Source organism: Acinetobacter sp. KAM396 (genome assembly GCF_021602765.1).
In the GTDB taxonomy this organism is placed as follows: domain Bacteria; phylum Pseudomonadota; class Gammaproteobacteria; order Pseudomonadales; family Moraxellaceae; genus Acinetobacter; species Acinetobacter towneri_A.
The window spans coordinates 57,741-83,692 of record NZ_BPPH01000009.1 but is presented as its reverse complement, the minus strand read 5'-3'; the positions used below and the strand labels follow the sequence as shown (position 1 = coordinate 83,692).

Sequence of the window (25,952 nt, the reverse complement as noted above, 5' to 3'; positions counted from 1 at the left end):
TCGTAAAGTAGCAAGAGCAAGACAATAGATATTTTGAGTTGGAATGTAATAATTAGTTACATTTAATAAAAAACATTTTCAATATTAACCACACCAATATGCTTTACATCATCGGGGTAATCTTACTTAATTATCCTTCAGTACAAATTATATCGTGCAGAACCCTTTTCAGTTGTATATTTCTTCTTTTCAATACTTATGTAAATAACTTTTTGTCTTAATCAAAAGCTACCGCATTTTGCATTATTTTTTAAATAAAGAATAAACCTCAAACAATATTCCACCACCACGGCATCGGTGTACTTTTTAAAATTTTCCGATGCTGCTGGAAATCAACATCATGTTTTTGAACTTCTGCCCAAAAGTTGGGACTATGATCAAAATGCTTGGTATGCGCTAACTCATGTACTGCCACGTAGCGTGTGATTTCCTGCGGAAAAAAAACCAAACCACTATTAAGCATAATGTCATGTTTAGCAGAACAACTCCCCCAGCGAGTTTTGGGCTGACGAATTGAGCAATCACCATATTTCAAGCCTATTTCACTGCTCACTTGCTTTAAATAAATTGGTAAATACTCTTTGGCATAAGCAATAATAAATGCTTTTAAATATGCCGCAGGTTGACGGTCACTGACCCAAAGACAATGCTTTTTTAAATCTAAACTAAAATTTTGCTTTTGTGTTTGATAGTAGATATTTAAAGGCTCACCTAAATTAAAAAGTGACAACTGATTAGGTAGATCCCGCTGCACAAGTCCTTGCTGTGCCTGCTGTTTATGCCAAGTTTCGATCATCCACTGCTCGGATTGCTGCAAAAAATCCTGAATTTGACGCTGAGTACAATATTTCGGCACAGTTAAGCGAATTTGATGCGGCTCAACACGCAATCGTAAACGTGTTGCTTTTGCATGTGCTGTGATTTGAATTTCAGGAAGGTCGGATAACATCATTATTGTTCTTGTTTGAGAATCCACCCCGCCCACCTTTAAAAAAAAAGGAAGAGAAAGTCCTGCTTTTAAAAAAAGGGGTTTGGGGGAGATTAACTCTAAAAGGTGTGGAGTTTAAATTGCAATACGTTCTTCAATGCCATTATTGGTCGCTACTATTGCAATATCAGCTTTATTGATCGCAAAAATACCGTTGGTCACAACACCTGGAATATCATTCAAGGTTTTTTCTAATTCCAGCGCATTTAAAATATTTAAATTATAAACATCTAAAATCACGTTGCCATTATCAGTTACCACACCTTCGCGGTAAGCAGGATCGCCACCTAAAGCCACAATTTTACGTGCCACTGCTGAACGAGCCATTGGAATCACTTCAATTGGCAAAGGAAACTCACGGCCTAACTGCTCTACCCACTTTGAATCATCGACAATACAAATAAACTTACGCGCAATCGAAGCCACAATTTTTTCACGGGTCAATGCTGCACCACCACCTTTAATCATGTGCATGTGACGGTCAATTTCATCGGCACCATCAACATACGCATCTAAACTGCCTACAGAGTTCATATCGACTACTTCAATACCAAGCTTCTTTAATCGCTCAGCAGTCGCTTCAGAACTTGCCACAGCTGCTTCTAATTGTAATTCAGGCAATAAATCAATCAGGAAATTCACAGTACTACCTGTACCTACCCCCAAAATCCCACCTTTAGGCAAATGTTTTAATGCTGCTTTGGCAGCCGCTTGCTTCTTTTCATCTTGGGTAGCATACAGACTCATGACTTCACTCAACTATTTTGACATTTGTTGCCGATTTTACAGCGCAAATGTCTAGGGGTTTGTTACAATACCCGCCTATTTTAAACTGTTAGATGGAAGATTAACATGCTGTCTCGTTTGGTTCGACAAATTTTACAAGCAACGGTCTACGATGTTGCAATCGAAACCCCACTCGACGCAGCGCCACGAATTAGTGAAAAACTGAACAATAACATTCGCTTTAAACGTGAAGACTTACAACCTGTATTCTCTTTTAAATTGCGTGGTGCGTATAATCGTATTAGCCAGCTACCCCAAGATCAACTTAAACGTGGTGTAATTACTGCCTCTGCTGGTAATCACGCGCAAGGTGTAGCACTGTCTGGACAAAAACTAGGCATTCGCGCGATTATCGTTATGCCTCAAACTACGCCAGATATTAAAGTACAAGCAGTAAAACGCTTAGGCGGCGAAGTAGTATTACATGGTGACTCATTCGATGTTGCCAATAAATATGCCATTCAACGTGCTCAAAATGAAGGCATGACCTTTATTCCACCTTATGACGATGAATTAGTCATAGCAGGTCAAGGTACGATTGCCAACGAAATTTTGCGTCAATGGCGCGATGTCGAATACGTTTTCGTTGCTGTGGGTGGTGGCGGCTTAATTGCAGGTGTGGCAGCTTACTTGGGCGATGTCGCACCGCATGTCAAAGTCATTCCTGTAGAATATGATGAATCGGCTTGTTTAAAAGCGGCTTTTGAAGCCAACGAGCGAGTCATTTTGCCGCAAGTTGGTTTATTTGCCGATGGTACTGCTGTCGCACAAATTGGTGAGAAGCCGTTTGAAGTCTTACAACTACAAAAATCAGATCAATCAGGCCCGATTGTTGAACGCGATGTGGTCTTGGTGAATACCGATGAAATTTGTGCGGCAATTAAAGACACATTTGATGAAAACCGCAGCATTGTTGAACCTTCAGGTGCCATGGCTTTGGCTGGTATCAAAAAATATGTCGAGCAACACCAACTGCAAAATAAAAACATGGTGTCAATTGTTTGTGGCGCAAACATGAATTTTGACCGTTTACGCTATATCGCGGAACGTACTGAACTCGGTGAACATAAAGAAGCAATTTTTGCCGTGACCATTCCAGAAGAAAAAGGGGCGTTCCTTAACTTCTGCCGTGCGCTGCAAGGTCGTAATATCACTGAGTTCAACTACCGCGCCAGTGATGCCACTGCCGCGCAAGTCTTTGTCGGCATCAGCCTAAAATCAGGTGAAAAAGAGCGCCACGACATTTATGAGTTGCTTAAAACTCAATACGATGTTGATGATTTGTCAGATGATGAAGTAGCAAAACTACACATTCGTTATTTGGTCGGCGGTCATGCCGATATTGAAAATGAACGTCTATTTCGTGTGGAATTTCCAGAGCGTCCAGGCGCATTACTCACCTTTTTGGAGCGTTTAGGGCCAACCCATAACATTACTCTGTTCCATTACCGTAACCACGGTGCAGCGGAAGGTCGTGTATTGGTGGGTTTAGAAGCTTCGGATGCTAAACAGAACCCAGATGGTTTAATCGAAACTTTGGAAAAGATCACTTATCCATACCAAGAAATTACCAACAACTTGGGTTATCAGCGTTTCTTAAAATAAAAGATTATACACGCCAACAAATACTAAAGACCGCTAATTCCAGCGGTTTTTAGTCATTTCGCTACAGTATAAATCCATAAAATATTTTAGTATATTGCAAGAATAATATAATTTTTTCAGGATGATGCTATGGCGCAATTTGCTGTCATTGGTTTAGGTAGTTTTGGTGCAACTGTGGCGACACAATTGGTCAAACTCAACCATGATGTCATTGGGATTGATAGCAATAAAAAGTTTGTAGAAAACATTGCCGATCAAATTACCCATGCAGTGATTGCCGATGCAACCGATGAACACGTTTTGGAAGAACTGAATATTCAAAATTGTGATGCAGTGGTGGTCGCCATTGGTGAAGATATTGAAGCCAGTATTTTGTGTGTCTTAAATTTAAAGAATTTAGGTATTTCTAAAATTTACGTTAAAGCCAAAAGCAAAGCACACACCATGATTTTGACCCATTTGGGCGTAAGTAAAATTATTCACCCTGAAGAAGATATGGGCGTTCGCATCGCGCAATCGCTGAGTTATCCGATGGTGAGTCGTTATATGAGCCTAAACGACAACCACTATATTGTAAAAGTAATAATTACAGACAACTTGCATGGCATACGCATTCATAGTCTGATGTCACATGCACCCGAAGTGAAACTTTTACTGTTTAAACGTGCCGAAACTATTTTCTATACGCTTGAATCCAATTTAATGTTACAAACAGGTGATATTTTGGTGGTTGAGGGACAACTTGAACCATTAAAGCGCTTATCTAAACAATTTAAGTCAGAATGAAAAAAACAGCGAAACAACCAATTAAAACTGTCAATTTAAGCCCACCTAGTCTGTTGGCGCTTGGCTTTTTAAGCTTTATTTGTATTGGCACAATCTTACTAAAACTACCCATTTCCCATCATGGTGAGATGAGCTGGATCAATGCCTTATTCACTGCTACATCCGCAGTGACCATTACTGGATTGTCGGTGGTGAATATTGGCGATGCTTATACCGTATTTGGACAATTGGTCATTATGTTGTTATTACAATGTGGTGGCTTGGGTTTCATGACCTTTGCAATTTTAGCGGTTTTGAGCTTTTCATCCAAAATTGGTTTAAAACAACAAATTATGGCGCAAGACACCATTGGGCAAACCAACCTATCTAAAGTGTCAATGACCATTAAAGGCGTATTGCTCTACTCATTGTTTTTTGAAGGGATAGGCACAGTTATTTTAACCTTGGCATGGATGCAGGATTATCCATTAAGCGATGCGTTTTTCTATGCGGCTTTCTATAGTGTTTCAGCCTTTAACAATGGTGGATTTTCATTATTTCCAAATAGCTTAATGAGCTTTGCAGATCAATACCTGATTACCTTAACTATTAGTATGCTGTATATCATTGGCGGTATTGGTTTTGTGGTGCTCATGGATATTAAGCGCGCCAAACGCTGGAAAAAACTCTCACCCAACAGCAAACTCATTTTGTCGACCATTGCCAGTTTAAACTTTGTGGCTTTTCTGCTCATTTGGGCGATTGAAGCCAATAATCCACACACCCTTGCAGCCATGAGTATTGGCGATCAAGCCCTCAATGCGTGGTTTCACGCTACCGTTCCTCGCTCTTCAGGTTTTAATAGCCTAGATGTCGCAAGTATGCAAAATAGCTCAACCTTGCTCACCATGCTGCTGATGTTTATTGGTGGTGGCTCGCTCAGTACCGCAGGCGGTATTAAAGTTGGTACATTTATTATTGTCATTTTAAGCGTGATCAGTTTTTTAAGACGTTCAGATGAGGTGCGTGTGTTTAATCATGCCGTATCTGAACGTACCACCTTTAAAGCTTTGGCGGTGATCAGCATTACAGGCATGTTAATTTGCATCGGTTTGTTTAGCTTGCTTGCCCTTGAACCGAAACTAAATTTCTTAGACCTGATGTTTGAGGCTGTATCTGCAGCATGTACAGTGGGTTTATCACGTGGTGTTACGGGTGAATTACAACCTGCTAGTCTAATTATTTTAATGTTGTTGATGTTTGCAGGTCGTTTAGGGCCGCTGACTTTGGCTTATTTAATCGCCACACCACAAAAAAGCCGAATTAAACATCCAACCGCAGATATTCAAGTTGGATAAAAGCTAGATACGATCCGACTTCAAAAACAAACGCCAATCATCAAGATTGGCGTTTTATATTCAGCTAGCAAGGGTAAGAAATCAAACTCAATACGCCTAGAACCAATTCATTAAAGACACACCTAAACCAACATAGGTGGCGCGGTGGTTATAATCAATCAGGCTTTCACCATAACCATCAAATAGTTGAAAATGACCGCGTAATTTGCCACTGATTGGGAAAACCCAGTCAAACTGCGCTGCGCCGTGTGAGTCATCACCACCTTTTAAACTATGACGAAGCATCAAAGAAAAGTCATGCTCTTTCCAGCGATAAAATGCCAACATATCGCCACGCCCGATATAATTTTTAATTTCGGGGTTATTGTCATCACTGCGGTCTTCTTCAATGCGATACCACGGACGTAACATCAAGGCAAAATTGTCTTTTTCAAAACCCAAATTAAACATAACCCGATTCCAACTGCGTGATAGCGGATCAGAACGACCATTGGATTGATGGTTCAGCGTCACACCTAATAAACGACCATACAGCCCCAAAAGTGTATAGTTAGTACGGAACATCAAACTGGCTTCAGGCTCATAATTGGTTTCACGAAATGGACGTGATTCATCACCATTATAAACCTGCCAACGTGATGACTGGGTATAACCTAACCACACATCACCGTTATCCCCCAACAGATTTTCTACTGCTTTGGTTTTTAAAGACAGCTGAAATTTGGTTTCCATTGAGGTCAGATTTTGTTCTTTACCTACTGGAACGGTATTTTGCCCATTCAAACTTTGTGGACGTTCATTTTTATCGGACGTCCAAAAAGTAGGCATCAAATACACCGGTTGATAAGCACGTAAATTCCATGTGCCTAATTTACTATCGGATGAAAGCTCCCAGCGCTTATCCAGTAAAGATACATTCGGATCAAGCTTTGGTACATCAAATGAAAATAAATTACTCACACCCACTGCAATTTTTTCTTTCAGGGTTTCAGGTGCAGGAGCAAGTGCCTGAGCGGCTTGGCGTTCGCTAATTAGTGGTGTTTTTTCTGCTTCAGGAATTTTAAACAATGCATCATAGCACGCCAAACGATCAGCATTTGCCTCTAAAGCCACACAGGCTTCAGGTGTTGCAGGTGCAACTAAGCTAGCTGGGTCTTGTGCATAGGTTTTCGCCACAAACACAGTGCTGAGTGCAGCAACACTCAGCGACAGTCCTCTGTATTCAAAAAGTTTGAACGCGCTCATAAATCACCCCAAGTTTTCGTTGTTATTTCACGTATCAGTTCACTTGTTTAATTTCAAAACCAAGTTCGAGCAATGCTTCACGTTTTGACACAGGTGCGACTACGGCTTTAGATGCTTGCTGCTGACGCAAATATTGCTCCGCAACACGTTTTAAATCGTCTAAAGTCACCGCCAATAAACGCTCTCGCAATACTGTGCGGAATGCGGGTGTACGCGCGTGCAATAATGCATAACATGCAGTAATCGCTTCACCTGCAGGCGAACCTGGTTTATCCATACTAGCAATTAAACCTAAAATCGCTTCTTCTAGTTGATGCGGCAATTGCTCTGTATTAAATAACCAATCAATACTCGCTTCAAAGTCTGCGAAAGTTTCTGCCAAGCGTGGATCACGGTAACTGTAAAAACGGAATGAACATGCATTGCCATCGTAGGTTGCACCGCCACCGTAAGCACCGCCTTTTTCACGGATTGCGCTGTGTAAGAAACCATTACGCAAATATGCAGCCAATACCATCAAAGGTGCAGCATCAGGATGCGACACTTCCACCGCAGGATATGCAGCTGCACAGAATTGCACATTGGCTTGAATCAACCATGCCTGATCTTGCTCTGAATGATATACAGGAACTTTGGTTAAAGCTGCAGAACTCTCTGCGACAGTGAGTTTATCCCAAACTTCTTGAACTTCTTCGACCAAACGATCAGATTGATGTTCTTCACATACCAACAAAAATTGCTTAGGTGCTTGCAGTAATTTATGGTGAATCAATTGCAATTCAGCAATCAGTTTATTGTATTCCGTTGCATCATTTTCAATTTTATCAACCAAATCTACCAACCAATTTAATGCGCCCAAACCTGTATTGTTGTAATCACGCAGCGCCAAAGCACTGTGATGTCGCCCTGCAATTTGCATAGCATAACTGTGCCCAGAACCCGATAAACGTGACTTCCAACGGGTTTTACGTTGTTGCAACAACTCAATAATGCGATCTTTTTCATCAAAACGTAATTGCTCAAATGCCAGTTTCAGCAAGCGGATAGCTTCAAGATTATTCACCAATGATTTGGTGGTTAAGGTGAGCCATGCACTGATCTGATTTTTGTCATCGACTTTAGAACGTAAAGATGCACCCATGCCCAAACCACCGCTGACTGCGGTTTGTAACTGTTGCAATTCTAAATAGTCGTATTCACCTGCACCCACTTCGCCCATCAAAATAGACAGCAAATTAAAATATGGCGATTGAACAATTTCATCAGGAATTTGAATCAATACTTGCTGATAGTAAATTCCATTGGTCCCTGCATGATATAAATTTAAAGGATAATCAATGCGGTTACTGATAATTTCACGCAACTCACCCTGCACAATATGCAAAGCTGCAGGCACATCTTCCAAACCAACTTTTGGCAATAAATTCAAATCATCTGGCGTATCTTGACGGACTTTTAAAGCTTCCGTTTGCGCGACGATTTCTGCTTTTTGCTCATCTGTGAGTTGTGCGCCAATTTCTGCTAAACGTGCTTTTTCAAGTGCGGCATCTTTGGCCGATTTTTCTGCATCTGGCACCAAAGTCATTTGCACACGGTGCGGGTTATCAATTAAATGTGTCTGAATTAATTGCGATAACCACATTGGGTCTTTAAGTTCTTTTTTGACTTGCTCAATCGCAGTATCTACATCCCACACCTGAATTGGGTCATTGTGGTGAATTGCACTGCTTAAACCATTTAAAATCAAGCTCAAACCGTATGGCATACCATCGCCATTAATTTCACGCTGATGCAATTCAATTTGATGCAAAATTGCATCAACCAATGCAGTATCCACAGGCTGTGCAGCCACATCTTGTAAAACTTTTAAAACGCCCGCCTGAAATTCCGCTGCATGTTCAGGGTTAGAACCTTGCACACCACAGAAGAAGGTCATTTCAAAGTTGGAATCATCCACGCCCATCAATGGCCCTGTAGATTGTGCATGCGCCCAAGTTTCCAAATAATGACGCAGTGGTGATGCAGAATTTTCAAGTAAAACACCTTCAACCAAACGCATACCTAAGCGTAATTTAATATCGCTTGCTTCAGGCAATAACCACGCCAAAACATGATAAGTTTTATCTTTCAGTTCTTCTGCATCGACTGCATAGCTTTCAGTCACTGCAACGGGCGCAGTTAAACGACGCTCAGGTTTCGAATACAGCGTTTCGCCCTGCTCAAATTTTGCCAAAGCCAATTGTTCAAACTGTTCTTGTAAATCGTATGCAGGCGTATTGCCGAAAGTCATAAATACCGCATTACTTGGGTGATAATGTGACTTATAAAAATCTACCAATTCTTGATAGGTTAAATCTGGAATATCTTTCGGGTCGCCACCTGAATTGTAGTGGTAAGTTGTTTCAGGGAATAAATGATAAGCCAATTGGTGATAAAGCTGATCGGATGGCGAACTCATCGCACCTTTCATTTCATTAAATACCACGCCTTTATAAACAGGCTCGCCATTTTCCAGCTCAATACGAATACCTTCCTGAGCAAAATCGAGAGGATTTAAATTGGCTGCAAAAGCCGCATCCATATACACCGCAAGCAGGTTTTGGAAATCTTTTTTGTTTTGAGTCGCAAATGGATAAGCCGTCCAATCCGCCGCAGTAAATGCATTCATAAAAGTGTTCAAAGAACGACGAATCATTAAAAAGAACGGGTCACGTACAGGGAATTTTTCCGAACCACACAACACAGTATGCTCTAAAATATGCGCCTCACCTTTGGAATCCATCGGCTGAGTGCGAAATGCGACTAAAAAAACATTTTCATCATGTTCTGTCGCTAAGTGATAATGCACCGCACCTGTCACTTTATGTTTAAATTCAGACACTAAAATGTCTAAGGCTTCAACATGGTGTTGACGTACCAACTGAAACGCAGGATGTACAGTCTGGGAAATGGTTTCAGTGACATCTACAGTCATGTGATCTCCTAAAATAAGCAAATAAAAAACTAAAGCCATTATAGCTTTAGTTCTTTAAATAATTCACGTTGAAAACCCGACTAAATTGCTTGAAATTTGCAAAGTATCAACAAAATATTGCGCTGCGATGCTTGAAGCATAAGCAAAACTAGATCAGGTATTTAAAATAACTATAATTTGGATGATTTTCGACATACACATAATTCTGTTTTTGATAAAAATGTGCTGCCGATTTAGTGTCAGTGTTTAAACATAACGCCGAGAAATTGGCACGAGCTTTTTTCTCTAAATGTTGTAGCAGCTGTTTGCCCACGCCATGTTTACGATAATTTGGCAAAACATAAAAACGACGTACCCGTCCAATACGACTTTCAATATCCTGCTCATTCCATTGCTGGTTTAAACCACCACATGCAACCAGTTGATCACCATCGTAAACAAACAATAAAAATTCACCAGGCTGATTAAAGCGGTTTTTGCCACTTTCCCATTCTTCAATTAAACGATGGACAAAATCAAACCCTTCTTGAGCAGCATGTTTGGCCAAATTCTGTATTTGCGTTGGTAACTCTTGTGCTTCTTTAATTTCGATGTTCATCTCACCTTCCTGATAACTCTGCTAAACCCCTATTTTTCATCAATAACCTTCAATCAGCTGAATTTTATTCATGAAACTACAGCAATCCTGAGCATTGGTGTAAACTTAGTGTTTTTAATTTTGACTGTGATTTAAAGACATGGCAACTGTAGACCTTTTTGCAATTGGTAATGCATTAATTGACCAAGAATTTCAAGTCTCGGATGACTTCCTTATTCAACATAACTTGCAAAAAGGTACTATGCAATTAACCGATGGTGAAACACAAGCAAGTTTATACAACAACTTAATTAAAACGCAAAGACATAAAGGCCAAGCTTCAGGTGGTTCTGCTGCAAATACCACCGTTGCATTTAGTGCTTTAGGCGGTCAAGCCTTCTATGCTTGCCGTGTGGGTAACGATGATTTGGGTGATATATACCTCAAAGGCTTAAATGAAGCAGGTATTCACACCACAACCAAATCAGTCAGTCAAGGTGTTACAGGGACTTGTATGGTACTAGTGAGTGATGACTCTGAGCGTACCATGCACACTTACTTGGGCATTACCGCAGAACTTTCTGCCACACAAATTGATTTTGAGCCACTTAAAACAGCAAAATGGCTTTATATCGAAGGTTATTTATCTACGAGTGACACTGCACGCGCTGCGGTAAAACAGGCGCGTGAAATTGCAAAGGCCAATCAAGTAAAAATTGCACTGACTTTATCTGATCCTGCTATGGTGCAATATGCCCGTGAAGGTTTGGATGAGTTACTAGATGATGGTGTGGATTTGATCTTCTGTAATCAAGAAGAAGCCATGATGTACACAGGAACAGAAACGGCAGAAAGTGCTTTAGAACTGTTAAAACAAAAAAGCAAATACATTGTCATTACATTGAGCGCACAAGGTGCCTTAATTTTTGATGGACACAACTCTTTTAATGTACCAGGTCGTGCAGTCACTGCTGTTGATGCTAACGGTGCCGGAGATGCCTTTGCAGGTTCATTCTTGTATGCACTCAATGCAGGTTTAGGTTTCCAAACAGCAGCTCAACTCGCCATTCTTGTTTCAAGTGAAGTGGTTGCTCAATTCGGCCCTCGTCTTGCTGTAGAGGATTACGCTAAACTTTTGCATAACATTCAAAAGGAATTTGCATAATGAATAAAATTTGTATGATGGAAGACATTCCTGAGCGTGAAGCTCGCTCCTACGAAACGCCAAATGGTGATACGATTTTCATCACCCAACGCGATGGCATGTTTTACGCTTACAAAAATGTGTGCCCACATCTACAAGTGGAACTAGAGTTTTTAGAAAACCAGTTCTTAGACCGCGACCAAGAATATATTGAATGCTCAACACATGGCGCATTGTTCATGGTTGAAACGGGCGAATGTATTTCTGGTCCATGTTTAGGTCAGTCACTCGAGAAAATCGAGATCAGCGTTCATTCAGATGGTGGGATTTACTTAATCAACGACTAAATTTTAGCGGCTTTCCCTAAGCTAAAAAAACTCAAAGTTCCAAATCTTAGCTCTATACAAAACCAGATCATTTATCTATTCTCTCTATGTAGAGTTAGATCAATGATCTGCATCTAATCACATCAACTATAAATATTTCAACAGGCGAGTTTAGCGCATGCATGAGTTTTTATCTGATTTGCACTTAATGCCCTTTCATCTCAGCCTGGTTATTTTAATGCTAATCAGCACTGCCGAAACGATTGGTTACTATTTTAATTTTCGTCCAAGTCAGTTGCTTGAAAATGTATTTTCACAACGGATTACAGAATCGCCGCTTTTAGATGTTAAATTTTCTAAAGTACTGATTTTTGTTTTTTTACTGATGAATTTCAGTGTTTCAGGATATTTTTTACAGTTCTTCATTTACTCACAAAAACAGCATTTTGTTCCTGCATATTACATTATTTTTCCAGCGTTTATTATTGCTATCTTTTTTACAGTCTTCATGATTCACTGTTTAGACCAAGTTATCAAACCTAAATACAGCGTGCGCCAAGTCGATTTGCTCGGACGTTTGGCCACAATTTCAAGTGGCAATGCACGTCCTGGTTTTTCTGCACAAGCACGTGTGCGTGATGAGTTTGGGCAATTGCATTATGTGCAGGTTGAACCTGAATTTGGTGAACTTGAATTTCAAGGTCAAGTAATTATTGTTCGCAAAAAACAATTTCACTATCTTGCCAAAAAAATTTCACCATCAAATAACTTATTTAGCAATCAATAGACCTCTTTTGAAAGTCAAAATTTGATTATGTTGGCCCCATGAAATATCAAAATCTTAACTCGATTCAATGATGATGAATTTAAACAACTTGTTGGAGTTTCTCGTCAATTATTCTTAAAAATAATATCGGTGAGAATACGCTTAACTTGCCTATAAAAAATTTGCAAGACCGTATTCGTTGCGTTTAGAGTAACACTTGATGTTATATTTGAATTTCTTACGCTTTGATAAATCGCAAATTGAGCTATCTGCTAATTAGAATCTAGTTGAAAGCAGTGTGAAACGTACTCTTCAAAAAGTTGAAAATGTTCTGATTCAATCACGAATTTCGCAATGCCGAAAAGTAATCCAAAGTTTAGCGAGACGAATGATTTGATCTTTCAAGTCATTGAGTCACAGATTGAACTTCAAAAAAACCAAGTAAATTCTATAGCGGTAAAAAGAAGAAACATACGTTAAAAATACAGGTCATTTTTAACCTAGAGCTAAACCTAATTGCAAGCATACAGGTCGAATGTGGCAGAAAACATGATCTGACGATTTCTCGTAAATATTTGAATATTTATACATTATGGCAAGTTTAGGCAATAAAAGATTTTATCATATTAGGAGTTAAGTTACTCATTCCAATCAAGAAATTTAAAAATTTATCATTAGCCAAATAGCACAACAGATTAGCTAAGAAATCAGTGCGCATAGGATTACAATTGAACCTATATACGGCAGAATTAATCATTTTCGGCTATGAAAATAACGCTATAGAAAAGGACGGAAATGATGAAGTCTCCGACAAACCTGATACGGTTCATGTTCCCAAGTTAACTTTCTCAAGAGATCCATTGTAGGAAAATAAAATAAGAGAAATCGTCATTAAACTTTAACAAATCAATGAGAATAATTATTAGCTGATAATATCTCTAATTTATTGCTATTTTTAGATTGATTTTTATCCATAGCAATTTAGTCTGATTTGATTTTTTAAAATATAAGTATTTTAGTCAGATTTTAAATAATTAATTACAAGTGTTTCTGTCAAGTTTAAAAAAACTACTTTCCTCCATTTATTTTCTTCACCACCTGAAAATAAAATATTGATTTATAACAATTTAACAATATATTTTCATTTTAACTGTTCCAGCTATTTTTTTTTGTATGTTTTTGTTTAATAATATAAAACACAGTTTAAAAAATAGGCTTATAAAAGTGAGCTTAGTTCCTAAAGATTTAAATAGAAAAGTAGTTCGTGAACTCACGATCATTTTAATAATTAAGGTCGTGCTGTTAATGGTCATCAAAAATATTTGGTTTGATGCCCCAACTATTCCTCAAAATTTTGATTCACAAGTTGCTGAGCGTATTGCTGGCAGTCCTTCCTCAATCAAGGAGACACGTTGATGATTTCTGAAAGCGTGGTCGATCTCTCGCGGTTCCAATTCGCAATGACCGCGATGTATCACTTTATTTTTGTTCCACTGACTTTAGGTCTGGCTTTTATTCTTGCCATTATGGAAACCACTTATGTGATTTCTGGTAAAGAAATTTATAAAGACATGACTAAATTCTGGGGAAAACTCTTCGGTATTAACTTTGCTTTGGGGGTAACCACTGGTTTAACCATGGAATTCCAGTTTGGTACAAACTGGGCGTATTACTCACACTACGTGGGTGATATCTTTGGTGCACCACTTGCAATTGAAGGTTTAATGGCCTTCTTCTTAGAATCGACCTTCATTGGTTTATTCTTCTTTGGATGGGATCGACTCACCAAAGTGCAGCACTTATGTGTAACGTGGCTAGTTGCGCTTGGCTCTAATATGTCCGCACTCTGGATTTTAGTCGCCAACGGCTGGATGCAAAACCCAGTGGGTTCTACCTTTAACTACGAAACCATGCGTATGGAATTGGTTGACTTCGGGGCGTTAATTTTTAACCCTGTTGCACAAGTTAAATTCGTACATACTGTTTCTGCTGGTTATGTAACGGGTGCTATTTTCGTTTTAGCAATTTCAAGTTATTACTTATTGAAAAAGCAAGACTTACCATTTGCACGTCGCTCTTTCGCTATTGCAGCAATTTTCGGTTTAGCTTCTACTTTATCTGTAATTCTACTTGGTGATGAATCAGGTTATGAATTAGGTGATGTTCAAAAAACTAAACTCGCCGCAATTGAAGCAGAATGGGATACTCACCCTGCTCCTGCAGCGTTTACTTTATTTGGTATCCCCAACAAAGAAACGCAAACAACAGATTACGCAGTTAAAATTCCTTATGTCATGGGAATTATTGCAACACGTTCTGTTACCGAAGAAGTAACTGGTATTAAAGACCTGATCGCAAACCACGAAGTTCGTATTCGTAACGGTATGGTTGCTTATCAACAACTTGAGCAATTACGTGCAGGCGACCAATCTCCTGAACTTAAAGCGGCGTTCGAGCAAACTCAAAAAGACTTGGGCTACGGTTTATTGTTGAAAAAATATACACCAAACGTTGTAGATGCGACTGACGAACAAATTAAAATGGCTGCTGCGGATACTATTCCACACGTACCAAGCTTGTTCTGGGCATTCCGTGCCATGGTCGCTTCTGGTTTCTTAATGCTGTTGTTATTCGCACTTGCAACTTTTGCAGTGGCTAAACGCAATGCAGAAAGCAAACCTTGGTTATTAAAATTTGCATTATTCTCATTACCTTTACCTTGGATTGCTGCGCAAACAGGTTGGTATGTTGCAGAAGTTGGCCGTCAACCATGGACAATTGGTGAAGTACTTCCTACACACCTTTCTGCATCTTCACTCAGCACAGGTGACGTATGGGGCTCAATCATTGCATTGGCTGCGTTCTACACCGTATTGCTGATTATTGAAATGTACTTGATGATCAAATTCTCACGTCTAGGCCCAAGCTCGCTTCATACTGGTAAATACCACTTCGAGAAACTTGAAGCTGCGAAAAAAGCCAATGAGGAGGCTTAAGCATGATCGAATATGAATTACTCAAAATCATTTGGTGGGTGCTAGTTGGTGTACTACTAATTGGCTTTGCCCTTACCGATGGCTTCGACATGGGCTCAATGGCAATCATGCCATTTGTAGGTAAAAATGACGAAGAACGCCGCGCTGCAATCAACACGATTGCACCGCACTGGGATGGTAACCAAGTTTGGTTCATTACTGCTGGTGGTGCGTTATTTGCAGCATGGCCTATGGTATATGCAACTGCATTCTCAGGCATGTACTGGGCACTACTCTTAGTCCTATTTGCCCTGTTCTTGCGTCCAGTCGGTTTTGACTACCGTTCAAAACTTGAAAACACCAAGTGGCGTACATCTTGGGACTGGGGTCTAGCTGTAGGTGGTGCAGTTCCTGCATTAGTATTCGGTGTAGCTTTTGGTAACATGTTCCTCGGTGTGCCATTTACCCTAGATGAAACTGTACGTTCAACATATACAGGTAGCTTCTTTGCGTTATTAAACCCATTCGCTCTGGTATGTGGTTTAGTGAGCTTGTCTATGCTTTGTGCGCATGGTGGTGCTTGGTTAATGCTTCGTACAGATGGTGACTTACGTGCACGCTCTGCTAAAGCAACACAAATCATGGGCATTGTGTTCCTTGTGTGTTTCTTAGGTGCAGGTGCATGGTTATACTTCGGTGGTATCGAAGGTTATACCCTTGTTACTCCATACGACACAAATGGCGTTGCGAATCCATTGGCTAAAGAAGTGCTTACCAATGGTAACCCTGGTTGGATGAATAACTACTCAACTTACCCAATCACCATGATTGCGCCAGTAATGGGCATCTTGGGCGGTATCTTGATTATTCTTGCAGCTGGTAAAGGCAAGGCAGGTTTGAGTTTTACTGGTTCATCTTTAGCGGTAATCGGTGCAATTTTAACTGCTGGTTTTGCACTGTTCCCATTCTTAATGCCTTCAAGCCTCAACCCTGTTGCAAGCTTGACTATGTGGGATGCGGTATCTAGTCAAAATACGCTAACTGTTATGACTGTAGCAGCATGTATCTTCGTACCAATTATTTTGTTGTACACCACTTGGTGTTACTACAAAATGTGGGGCGTTATCACCAACAAGCACATTAAAGAGAATTCACACAGCCTTTACTAAGGCTGTGTCTAAGGAGAATAAATTATGTGGTACTTTGCATGGATTCTCGGTATTCTGATGGCATGCTTTGCAGGTGTCTTGAGTGCCCTGTATATTGAATCTCATCAAGACCTTGACGAGGAATAAATAGATGACAGACACTGCAGTGAACGCTGAAACAACAGTTCAAAAACCTAACAAAATTGCGATGGTTATTTCATGTTTATTGGCATTCCCGCTCGCAGCTGTACTGCTTCTACATCCAGCAGCAATGCTGGATGCCAACGGTGAATACAGCCACCGCGCCATGATGTTTATTATGATTGGTATTTCTGGTGGCTTTGTTCATGGCGTTGGTTTCATTCCACGCTTCTGGTTTTGGAAATGGCTCTTTAGCCCGTTTGTGGCATGGCCGTTGATGATTTGGGGTTATTACACTTGGTTCTTTAGTTAATTAAGTGAACATCCTTTAAAAAGAGCGCAAAATGCGCTCTTTTTATTTATTGAATGTCTGGCTATGTTTCAGCATAAAAAAAGCTAAACCATTTGGTTTAGCTTTTTTTAAAACTCAAAATAAAATCTTAGATCAGACCGTTATTTTGGTTCAATAGGTGCAAACGGTGCAACCACATCAGCATTTTGTGCACGATGACGCATAAAATGATCCATTAACACAATCGCAAGCATTGCTTCTGCAATTGGTGTTGCGCGCACGCCCACGCAAGGGTCATGGCGACCTTTAGTCAATACGTCTGTGTCTTCACGGTTTAGGTTAATGGTTTTACCTGGTGTGGTAATACTCGCCGTTGGTTTTAAGGCTATTGCAACACGGATATCCTGCCCGCTTGAAATCCCACCCAAAATACCACCTGCATGGTTTGCCAAAAAACCATCCGTTGTGAGCTCATCACGAGTTTCATGTCCAAACTGTTCTGCCACGGCAAAACCATCACCAATTTCTACACCTTTCACAGCATTGATTGACATCATGGCATGTGCAATATCGGCATCTAAACGGTCAAAAACAGGTTCACCCCAACCCACAGGTACTTTTTCTGCCACAATTTCAAGCTTCGCACCGCAGCTTGTGCCTTGCTCACGCAAAGATGTTACTAAAGCTTCAAAACGTGGCACAGCATCTACATCACCACAGAAGAATGGATTATTGGCTACTTCATTCCAATCCAGTTTTTCAGCTTTTTCTGTACCAATTTGCGTTACATGACCACGAATCACAATACCAAATTTTTCAAACAGGTATTTTTTAGCAATTGCTCCCGCAGCAACGCGCATAGCTGTTTCACGCGCACTAGAGCGACCACCACCGCGATAATCACGGAAACCGTACTTTTGGGTATAGGTATAGTCTGCATGTCCAGGGCGGAACGTTTGCGCAATGTTGCCATAATCTTTAGATTTCTGGTCAGTATTACGAATTAATAAACCAATCGACGTTCCCGTAGTTTTACCTTCAAACACGCCTGAAATAATTTCTACTTCATCGGGTTCTTTACGTTGTGTCGCAAATTTAGATGTACCAGGTTTACGGCGGTCTAAATCTTTTTGCAAATCTTCAGCAGACAGTTCAATGCCTGGTGGCACGCCATCTACAATGGCCATAAGCCCTACGCCATGAGATTCGCCACAAGTCGTTACACGGAAGAGTTGCCCAATACTATTGCCTGCCATGTCCAACGACTCCTTATGCTTGAACAGATTGAATAAATAAATCGCGGTACTGACGACATTGTGCTGCAGTCAGTGCAAAAATGCCTGATCCACCTTTTTGGAATTTAAGCCAATGTAAATCGACCGTATTGAAGTTTTGCTTCATTGCCCATTCAGAATTGCCCACTTCAATCACAATCAGACCATCTTCAGTGAGGTAATCTGCAGCCTGCGCCAGCATTTTACGCACTAAATCTAAGCCATCTTGCCCTGCTGCCAATGCCAACTCAGGCTCATGGTGAAATTCTTCAGGTAAATCTGCCATATCTTCGGCATCAACATACGGTGGGTTAGATACGATTAAATCGTACTGATTTTCTGCTGGAATTTTGGCAAATAAGTCCGATTCCAATAAAGCAATCTGATACTGTTTGTTGTGATGCTCAGTATTGATTTGAGCAACTTCCAAGGCTTCTTTAGAAATATCAGTTGCATCCACTTCTGAATCTGGAAATGCATAAGCCAATGCAATCGCAATACACCCTGAACCCGTACACATATCTAAAATACGTTGTGGTGTTTTTGGTGCAAAATTAGCAGGTAAATTATTATCTGCTTCACGCATTTGACCATTTTCATCTAGACAATATGGCGCAAAACGATTTTCAATTAGTTCTGCAATAGGTGAACGTGGAATCAAAACACGCTCATCTACATAAAATGGTTTATTAAAGAAATAAGCCAAATTCAACAAATATGAAGTAGGTACTTTTTCGTTAATACGTCGTTCAAGCAGACTTAAAAACTCAGCCACTTCGCTTGGTAAAAGTTTGGCATCTAAAATTTCTGGGTCTGCATTCCAGTCTAAAGACATGGTTTGCAATACCAATGCAGAGCTTTCTGCAAAATAATCTTCTGTACCTTGACCTAAATGTGCATCGTATTGACGTAGTGCTGTAACCCCAAAGCGAATAAAATCACGAATGGTTGATAGGTTTTCAGCAGCTTCCTGCAAATGTTCAGGGCTAATTGTCGGTCGATCCACTTAAGGCGCTCCAAGGTCAAATTTTAAAACGCCTTATGATACCTTGTTTTGCTCGGTTTTATAATGTTTAAGCAGTTTCCAAGTAATTTATTTGCTATGGTTTTACTTATTTGATTCCCACAAACTGCCCTTGATAATAATCTGCACGCTCTACTGTCTGTAGCAAAACACATTGCGCGCGCTGCAATTCCGCAAAATCACTTTGAGTAGATAAATAGCAGCGCTGTTTTACACGGTTTTCCCAAAGTTGATGCTGTTGTTGAATATTATTGGCATTGCCTGCGCTGCGTTTCACATAGGCTTTATAGTGTTTTTTGAGTCGTTTAGTTTGTGCTTTTTGCTCAGTTTTAATACATTTTTGCGATTGAGAAATTTTGCCATAACTATTGTTCATACATTGCGTATAGCCTTGTGAAACGCCATTCGCCCAAACTTGAGCTGTACCCAAAGTCAGCATCCCCAATAGTGTAAATGTCCAAACTTTCATATTTTCCCCTGAGCGTAGTCTGGTTTTAAAGCGCGGTAAATTTTCAATATTTTATAATTTTAAAAAACCCAAATTGCTGTATTGATGCTACAAGATTCAGGTTAAAAAGCATATAGTCAATCTCCTGCTTTTTATAGCTGAGTCGATGATAAATGCACAATAATCATTGAAAAATGTGACAATATCCCAATAATTGAATTACTCATTTTATAGATGAAGCTTTCAGCCTTATGAGCTACAAACACAATAATTTGATGGCCATGCGCCAAAGCTATTGGAACGACAACCACTCTGATGCAGTCTTGATTGAAAAACAATTTTTTCAGCAAATTTTGATTGAAAACGGCATTTTTGAAAATGCGTCATTTGATGATGCCAAATATCTATTTTTTTGTTTGCCCAGCGTGATTATTGTAAAAGGTTATGCACACGGTTTTTTACACGATTCTGTAAAATTGATGATTCTCAAATTTATCCAAGACAACAAAGCACAATTGATGAAAAAAGCCGAAACCAAAGTGCAATATCGGATGTAAAAGTACTTTTAAGCCGTTTTTCATACTTTTTTCACGAGGAAACTCGTCGTTCAGCAAGTTGAACTTTTTTAATACGTTAAGACGCGCTAATATCCGTTACAATCTAATTTACCTGCGTATTGCTGATTTAAGGATTGATTTTAATGTCAGATCAGAACGATAAGCTTAAACAACTCAAGACTTCCTCTATGGATCGACGCTTATCCATCGCAAAGGCATCTTTACTGGCAGGAACACGATGGGCAGCCTCGAATGCCACCTCTATGTTTTCAAGCGAAGAAGAAAAAGAACGTAAACGCAAAAAAGCCATGAAAGAACAAGCCGATTATTTGGTGGCTGAAATTGGCAAACTCAAAGGCTCTATCGTGAAGATTGGGCAAATGATGGCGCTGTACGGCGAACATTTTTTACCTGAAGAAATTACGCAAGCACTCAACACGCTGAATAACCAGACTGTCGCATTGGCATGGCCTGCAATTAAACAGCAATTACAGGCGCAGTTAGGTGCCAAACTTGATGATCTCACCATTGATCATGAACCATTAGGCACAGCCTCTTTGGCGCAAGTTCACCGCGCAACTCGCAAGTCAGATGGTTTGGAGTTGGTATTAAAAATCCAATATCCTGGCGTGGCAGATGCGATTGACTCAGATATGAGTCTATTTAGAAATATGCTCAAATTGACTCGCATGGTGCCGCAAACCCGTGAATTTGATCAGTGGTTTGATGAAGTGCGTGAAATGATGCATCGTGAAGTCAACTATCAAATTGAAGCGGAAACGACACGTCGTTTTGCTGCCCGTTTAAAAGATGATCCGCGCTACATTGTGCCGCGAATTGTAGATGAATACTGTAGTGATCAAGTACTGTGTATGACTTTTGAACGTGGTGTACCTATTAACAGCCCTGTTATGCTGTCATTACCTCAAGAACGTCGTAACCAATTGGGTGAAGCCTCTTTGGAAATTGCTGTGCGTGAAGTATTTGAATGGGGCGAAATGCAGACTGACCCGAATTTTGGCAACTACTTGGTTCGCTTAGGTAATGGTGAAGATATTCACGATAAAATTGTACTACTCGACTTTGGTGCTATTCGTCAATTTGACCAACAACTGCTGACCGTGGCGCGTAATCTAATTAAGGCGGGTTATTACCACGACCCACAAATGATGGTGAATGCCATGACGGGTTATGAGTTTTTTGACAGCATCCCTGAAAGCATTAAACCTGACATGGCAAAAGTGTTTCTATTGGCAACCGAAGCCTTTAGTCACTTAGACAATAACCGCGATTTACCTGCAGGCGTGATAGATGAACAATCGCGCTATGACTGGAAAAAAAGTCAGCTGCATAGCCGTGTCATGCAACAAGCATCTAAATCGATGGCTTCGCGTTACTTTAGTGTGCCGCCTAAAGAATTTATGTTTATTAGCCGTAAATTTATTGGTGCCTACACCTTTATGACCGTGATTGATGCGAAAACCAATGTCCGCAAAATGATTCAAAAGTTTATTTAAGTCCCAACTTTTATTTCTTTGATCAAAGCTGTTATATAGACCTAAATGATTGTTGCCCACTCGATGCAATTGTCATTTAGGTCAATTTATTTCAAAAGCGCACATCTTTATAAAAATAATAAGAGGTGGCCCCACTTGTTTGAACAACTAAAAGCGTATTTATAAGTGATATTCCGCTCTAGTTAAGCCACCTTGTTTTGTTGGGGTAGCTGATCATAGTAAAACTCATTGGGTGTCATTTTGTCTAGACTCGAATGAGGTCGTTTTAGATTATAAAACTCAAAATATGCACTCAATTGCTTTTTCGCGTCTGTGACACTGCTATAAGCTTTGAGATACACCTCTTCGTATTTAACGCACCGCCATAATTGTTCGACCATCACATTATCTACCCATCGATCTTTACCATCCATACTGATTTGAAAACAGCGAATCAATCGCTGACTAAACTGTTTAACGATTTAACATTGCCAAAATTGCTTGCGCAGGGTCTTCACTGTTATCGGACAATAATTGCTTATGCATAGTGATATGCTGCATCACCTGAATTTGTGCTGTTTCGATATCAATTAACTTTTCAATTTCTACTGCCAAACGCTCAGGTGTTGCATCCTCCTGAATTAACTCCTGAATCACCTTTTTACCTGCAATAATATTTGGCAATGAATAATAAGGAATTTTCACCAACAGTTTCGCAATCCAATACGTGATCCAATTCAGCTTATAAAACGTAACCATTGGACGATGTAATAGCATTGCTTCTAGCGTCGCCGTGCCTGAAGCCAGTGCAATTATATCGGACGCATTCATCACCTGACGTCCAATTTTAGATTCTGTGCTACGATTTTCCATCAATTGCACTTTGTCTTGTAATGCACTCGGATAAGACTGTAATAACGCTTCAATTTGTTGTTTACGTGCATCATTAATGGCAGGAATTAAAAAGGTAAACTGCGGATATTTTTGCGTCAAAATATAAGCCGCGTCTAAAACTAACGGTCCTAAACGCTCAATTTCACCACGTCGGCTACCGGGCAATAACGCAATATGTTGTTGCTGTTGGTCTAGACCCAATTCTTGTTTTGCTGCAGCAATTGGATTTTCCAACGGCAATTGACTCGCCAAAGGATGTCCGACAAAGGCTGCAGGCACATCCCATTTTTTAAAAAAGGCTTTTTCAAACGGAAATAAACATAGCACCAAATCTATACTGGCTTTAATGCCATGCACTCGACCTTGTCGCCATGCCCATACCGAAGGACTAACATATTGCACGGTTTTAATTGGCAAGTTTTTCTGTTTTAAACTTTTGGCAAGACGTAAATTAAAATCGGGTGCATCAACCCCAACAAAGACATCAACAGGATGTTGGCTCCACTTTTCGACCAAACCATCCCGAACTGCAAAGAGTTTTTTCAAATCTTTGAGTACTTCAACAATGCCCATTACCGATAGAATATCCATCGGATAATGACTTTTAAAACCTTCGGCAATCATTTGCGGACCACCAATGCCTTCAAACTCTGCATCAATGCCTTGCTCACGAAAACGTCGCATAAGTTGTGCCCCTAAAGTATCACCAGATACTTCTCCCACAACGATACCTATTTTAAGTTTCCGATTTTGCAAGCGTTTTATCCTCTAAATTTTAATGGATATGAGTTTTCACATTTTAGCATAGCCACATTATTTTGTAAGAAACAGAAAGTAAGCCGTGGAATGAATCTGCAATCATTTGCGCAGATTTTCTATATTGACTATATCTGTTTTAAGAATAAGTAAATCATTAATCATGACAACAGTTTATTGCCAAAAGTCATAATATATTCACGTTTTTTTGACTTCGGCATATCTTCATGGTTGGTCCTATTGAGTTTATTTTGGCAGGTGTATTGGTCGGCTTCTGTGTGGGTGTGACTGGCGTGGGTGGCGGCTCGCTGATGACTCCCATCCTGATCAGCTTGTTTAAAATTGAACCGCATATCGCAATTGGGACAGACTTACTCTATGCTGCCATTTCAAAATTCTGCGGTTCATTGGTTCATGCCAAAAAAATGAATATTGTATGGCCCATTGTGATTTGGCTTGCAGTGGGCAGTATTCCTGCTTCATTTGCGACCCACTGGGTTTTAGAGAATTATTTAAGCCAATCTACCCATTATAAAATGGTACTGACCGTGGTATTGGGCTTTATGTTGACCTTAACTGGCATCTCAATTATGTTTCGCAGTCAAATTGAATCGTTTTTTAATAAACACCGTAAACAAGAATTGCCCGATATGACCCAGGACCTTGAAAAGGTTAAACTACAAGCTGCAGATAAGCGCGCCCTGATTGTGATTATGGGGATTGTACTGGGTGTATTTGTCACACTTTCTTCAGTAGGTGCTGGTGCTTTTGGCATCATGGCATTGGTGCTCATGTTTCCCAATTTACCCATGATTCGTATTATTGGTTCAGATGTCGTGCATGCTGTGTTACTCACCCTAGTTGCAGGTTTAGGTCACATGAGTTCAGGCAATGTCGATTTTCACCTATTGGGTTGGTTGTTAGTAGGTTCGATTCCTGCAATTGTGGTGGGGACTTTAGTTAGTTCACGTTTACCTGAAAAAGTGATTCGTAAGGTTTTAGGTATTACCTTATTTATTCTCGGAATTAACTTTATGGTTAATCCTGTGAAAACAAAACCGATTAGCACGCCAGAAACTGCAACAGCAGTTTCTGAAGCACAAGCCAGCCAATAATGAGCTTTATCTGACAGAATTTTGCCAAAACAGACCGTTTAATTTATCTACCCGATTCATCACTTATTTTTTAAAGAAGTATTCATCTTTTTATAACAAAATATAGTGAAATTCATGTTATATTCAGGCTATTAAACAATCTTTTGTATCATCAAACCAGTGACGGCAATGAATACTTTACAGTCTAATCCTCTTACACAATCAGACATCGATGACGTGAATATTGAAAGTATTCAGCCACTCGTGACTCCTGCAGAATTAAAAACTGAGTTACCTTTAACTGAAAATGCTTATCAAACCGTTCTTCGTGGTCGTGAAACAATCCGCAATATTTTAGATGGTAAAGACAAGCGTCTATTTGTGGTGATTGGTCCATGTTCTATTCATGACCCTGTTGCTGCACATGAATATGCAGATCGTTTAAAAGAATTAAGCGAAAAAGTAAAAGATTCTCTTTACATTGTGATGCGTGTTTATTTTGAAAAACCACGTACTACAGTGGGCTGGAAAGGCTTAATTAACGATCCAGACATGAATGACTCTTTTAACATTGAAAAAGGCTTGCGTCTTGGTCGTAAACTTTTACTTGAGTTAAATGAAAAAGGTTTGCCATGTGCGACTGAAGCACTTGATCCAAACTCTCCGCAGTATTATCAAGATTTAATTTCTTGGTCTGCAATTGGCGCACGTACTACTGAAAGCCAAACGCACCGTGAAATGTCATCTGGTCTTTCTTCTCCAGTCGGCTTTAAAAATGGTACAGATGGCGGCTTAACAGTTGCTACCAATGCCATGCAGTCGGTAAAACACGGTCACAGCTTCTTGGGTCTTAATGATCAAGGTCAGGTTTCAGTAATTCGTACTAGCGGCAACCCGTATGCACACGTGGTTTTACGTGGTGGTAATGGCAAGCCTAACTACGATGCAGGCTCTGTTGCAGATGCTGAAAATGCTTTAAACAAAGCCAAAGTCAGCACCAAAATCATGATTGACACCAGCCATGCTAACTCAAACAAAGACCCATTCTTACAGCCATTGGTATTAAAAAATATCACTGAGCAAATTTTAGATGGCAATAAGTCTATTGTTGGGATTATGGTCGAAAGTCACCTGAAAGGTGGTCGTCAAGATATTCCTGAAAACTTATCCGATTTAGAGTATGGTAAGTCTGTGACTGATGGTTGTATCGACTGGGACACCACTGAAAAAGCTTTGCTAGAAATGCATGAAGCATTGAAAGACGTTTTAGTGAATCGTTAAGATTTAAAAACGCCATCTTTATGATGGCGTTTCTATTT

The 25,952-nt window shown here is 39.9% G+C and carries 24 protein-coding genes and 2 pseudogenes; 16 read left to right on the top strand and 10 right to left on the bottom strand.

The window, feature by feature from the left end; all coding sequences use genetic code 11:
* Positions 1 to 268: 268 nt before the first annotated feature.
* Both L6C30_RS06965 and rpiA read right to left on the bottom strand, forming a co-directional pair.
* Positions 269 to 952 carry a M48 family metallopeptidase gene (locus L6C30_RS06965; protein WP_236162677.1) on the bottom strand — a complete coding sequence of 228 codons (684 nt, stop codon included), beginning with the start codon at positions 950 to 952 and terminating at the stop codon, positions 269 to 271.
* 111 nt (positions 953 to 1,063) lie between these two features.
* The gene (rpiA, locus tag L6C30_RS06960) at positions 1,064 to 1,735 is read right to left on the bottom strand and encodes a ribose-5-phosphate isomerase RpiA (protein ID WP_019837303.1); all 672 of its coding nucleotides are present in this window, start codon (positions 1,733 to 1,735) and stop codon (positions 1,064 to 1,066) included.
* A gap of 105 nt (positions 1,736 to 1,840) precedes the next feature.
* Here rpiA and ilvA point away from each other — a divergent pair, with 105 nt between their 5' ends.
* From ilvA to L6C30_RS06945, 3 genes are all read left to right on the top strand, one after another.
* Entirely contained in the window at positions 1,841 to 3,379 is a 1,539-nt protein-coding gene (gene ilvA / locus L6C30_RS06955; RefSeq protein ID WP_236162678.1) for a threonine ammonia-lyase, biosynthetic, read from the top strand.
* A 129-nt stretch (positions 3,380 to 3,508) separates the two neighbouring features.
* On the top strand, positions 3,509 to 4,165 hold the full coding sequence (locus tag L6C30_RS06950) for a TrkA family potassium uptake protein (RefSeq protein WP_230245002.1): 657 nt from the start codon (positions 3,509 to 3,511) through the stop codon (positions 4,163 to 4,165).
* Positions 4,162 to 5,502, top strand: coding sequence for a TrkH family potassium uptake protein (locus L6C30_RS06945; protein ID WP_230245004.1), 1,341 nt, complete (start codon positions 4,162 to 4,164; stop codon positions 5,500 to 5,502). The genes L6C30_RS06950 and L6C30_RS06945 overlap by 4 nt, the downstream gene beginning before the upstream one ends.
* Before the next feature lie 96 nt (positions 5,503 to 5,598).
* On the opposite strand, the gene L6C30_RS06940 is transcribed toward L6C30_RS06945, so the two are convergent.
* From L6C30_RS06940 to L6C30_RS06930, 3 genes are all read right to left on the bottom strand, one after another.
* The gene (locus L6C30_RS06940; RefSeq protein WP_019837299.1) at positions 5,599 to 6,747 is read right to left on the bottom strand and encodes a phospholipase A; all 1,149 of its coding nucleotides are present in this window, start codon (positions 6,745 to 6,747) and stop codon (positions 5,599 to 5,601) included.
* A 34-nt stretch (positions 6,748 to 6,781) separates the two neighbouring features.
* Entirely contained in the window at positions 6,782 to 9,721 is a 2,940-nt protein-coding gene (locus tag L6C30_RS06935) for an insulinase family protein (RefSeq protein WP_236162679.1), read from the bottom strand.
* A gap of 148 nt (positions 9,722 to 9,869) precedes the next feature.
* Positions 9,870 to 10,319, bottom strand: coding sequence for a GNAT family N-acetyltransferase (locus L6C30_RS06930; protein WP_236162680.1), 450 nt, complete (start codon positions 10,317 to 10,319; stop codon positions 9,870 to 9,872).
* A 139-nt stretch (positions 10,320 to 10,458) separates the two neighbouring features.
* Here L6C30_RS06930 and L6C30_RS06925 point away from each other — a divergent pair, with 139 nt between their 5' ends.
* From L6C30_RS06925 to L6C30_RS06885, 9 genes and pseudogenes are all read left to right on the top strand, one after another.
* Positions 10,459 to 11,463 carry an adenosine kinase gene (locus L6C30_RS06925; RefSeq protein WP_236162681.1) on the top strand — a complete coding sequence of 335 codons (1,005 nt, stop codon included), beginning with the start codon at positions 10,459 to 10,461 and terminating at the stop codon, positions 11,461 to 11,463.
* 14 nt (positions 11,464 to 11,477) lie between these two features.
* Positions 11,478 to 11,789: a Rieske 2Fe-2S domain-containing protein gene (locus L6C30_RS06920; RefSeq protein ID WP_171066651.1), complete on the top strand. Its 312-nt coding sequence runs from the start codon at positions 11,478 to 11,480 to the stop codon at positions 11,787 to 11,789.
* A gap of 157 nt (positions 11,790 to 11,946) precedes the next feature.
* On the top strand, positions 11,947 to 12,555 hold the full coding sequence (locus L6C30_RS06915) for an OB-fold-containig protein (RefSeq protein ID WP_236162682.1): 609 nt from the start codon (positions 11,947 to 11,949) through the stop codon (positions 12,553 to 12,555).
* Between the two features lie 38 nt (positions 12,556 to 12,593).
* Positions 12,594 to 13,300 (top strand): annotated as a pseudogene (locus L6C30_RS06910) (transposase family protein); the annotation flags it as partial.
* Between the two features lie 458 nt (positions 13,301 to 13,758).
* Positions 13,759 to 13,950 (top strand): cytochrome oxidase putative small subunit CydP, encoded by a 192-nt coding sequence (gene cydP / locus L6C30_RS06905; RefSeq protein WP_070155611.1) that lies wholly within the window; start codon positions 13,759 to 13,761, stop codon positions 13,948 to 13,950.
* Positions 13,950 to 15,530 (top strand): cytochrome ubiquinol oxidase subunit I, encoded by a 1,581-nt coding sequence (locus L6C30_RS06900; protein WP_236162683.1) that lies wholly within the window; start codon positions 13,950 to 13,952, stop codon positions 15,528 to 15,530. Before cydP ends, L6C30_RS06900 begins: the two co-directional genes overlap by 1 nt.
* Before the next feature lie 2 nt (positions 15,531 to 15,532).
* On the top strand, positions 15,533 to 16,678 hold the full coding sequence (cydB, locus tag L6C30_RS06895) for a cytochrome d ubiquinol oxidase subunit II (RefSeq protein WP_168417375.1): 1,146 nt from the start codon (positions 15,533 to 15,535) through the stop codon (positions 16,676 to 16,678).
* A gap of 24 nt (positions 16,679 to 16,702) precedes the next feature.
* On the top strand, positions 16,703 to 16,804 hold the full coding sequence (cydX, locus tag L6C30_RS06890) for a cytochrome bd-I oxidase subunit CydX (RefSeq protein ID WP_004860610.1): 102 nt from the start codon (positions 16,703 to 16,705) through the stop codon (positions 16,802 to 16,804).
* A gap of 4 nt (positions 16,805 to 16,808) precedes the next feature.
* Positions 16,809 to 17,111 carry a cyd operon YbgE family protein gene (locus tag L6C30_RS06885; RefSeq protein ID WP_019837288.1) on the top strand — a complete coding sequence of 101 codons (303 nt, stop codon included), beginning with the start codon at positions 16,809 to 16,811 and terminating at the stop codon, positions 17,109 to 17,111.
* A gap of 140 nt (positions 17,112 to 17,251) precedes the next feature.
* On the opposite strand, the gene aroC is transcribed toward L6C30_RS06885, so the two are convergent.
* The 3 genes from aroC to L6C30_RS06870 form a co-directional block, all read right to left on the bottom strand.
* Positions 17,252 to 18,346: a chorismate synthase gene (aroC, locus tag L6C30_RS06880; RefSeq protein ID WP_070154613.1), complete on the bottom strand. Its 1,095-nt coding sequence runs from the start codon at positions 18,344 to 18,346 to the stop codon at positions 17,252 to 17,254.
* Positions 18,347 to 18,359: 13 nt separating this feature from the next.
* Positions 18,360 to 19,370 carry a 50S ribosomal protein L3 N(5)-glutamine methyltransferase gene (prmB, locus tag L6C30_RS06875; protein WP_236162684.1) on the bottom strand — a complete coding sequence of 337 codons (1,011 nt, stop codon included), beginning with the start codon at positions 19,368 to 19,370 and terminating at the stop codon, positions 18,360 to 18,362.
* A gap of 106 nt (positions 19,371 to 19,476) precedes the next feature.
* Positions 19,477 to 19,857, bottom strand: coding sequence for a DUF1311 domain-containing protein (locus L6C30_RS06870; protein ID WP_081406292.1), 381 nt, complete (start codon positions 19,855 to 19,857; stop codon positions 19,477 to 19,479).
* Between the two features lie 230 nt (positions 19,858 to 20,087).
* On the opposite strand from L6C30_RS06870, the gene L6C30_RS06865 reads away from it, so the two are divergent.
* Positions 20,088 to 20,393: a hypothetical protein gene (locus L6C30_RS06865; protein ID WP_236162685.1), complete on the top strand. Its 306-nt coding sequence runs from the start codon at positions 20,088 to 20,090 to the stop codon at positions 20,391 to 20,393.
* Between the two features lie 143 nt (positions 20,394 to 20,536).
* Entirely contained in the window at positions 20,537 to 21,910 is a 1,374-nt protein-coding gene (locus L6C30_RS06860; protein ID WP_236162686.1) for an AarF/ABC1/UbiB kinase family protein, read from the top strand.
* 182 nt (positions 21,911 to 22,092) lie between these two features.
* On the opposite strand, the pseudogene L6C30_RS06855 reads toward L6C30_RS06860, so the two are convergent.
* Positions 22,093 to 22,332 (bottom strand): annotated as a pseudogene (locus L6C30_RS06855) (integrase core domain-containing protein); the annotation flags it as partial.
* A gap of 31 nt (positions 22,333 to 22,363) precedes the next feature.
* A complete protein-coding gene (gene lpxB / locus L6C30_RS06850; RefSeq protein ID WP_236162687.1) occupies positions 22,364 to 23,539 on the bottom strand; it encodes a lipid-A-disaccharide synthase in 1,176 nt (391 codons plus the stop codon).
* Between the two features lie 227 nt (positions 23,540 to 23,766).
* On the opposite strand from lpxB, the gene L6C30_RS06845 reads away from it, so the two are divergent.
* Entirely contained in the window at positions 23,767 to 24,654 is an 888-nt protein-coding gene (locus tag L6C30_RS06845) for a sulfite exporter TauE/SafE family protein (protein ID WP_236162688.1), read from the top strand.
* Between the two features lie 168 nt (positions 24,655 to 24,822).
* Positions 24,823 to 25,914 (top strand): 3-deoxy-7-phosphoheptulonate synthase, encoded by a 1,092-nt coding sequence (locus L6C30_RS06840; protein ID WP_236162689.1) that lies wholly within the window; start codon positions 24,823 to 24,825, stop codon positions 25,912 to 25,914.
* The last annotated feature ends 38 nt before the right edge of the window (positions 25,915 to 25,952 follow it).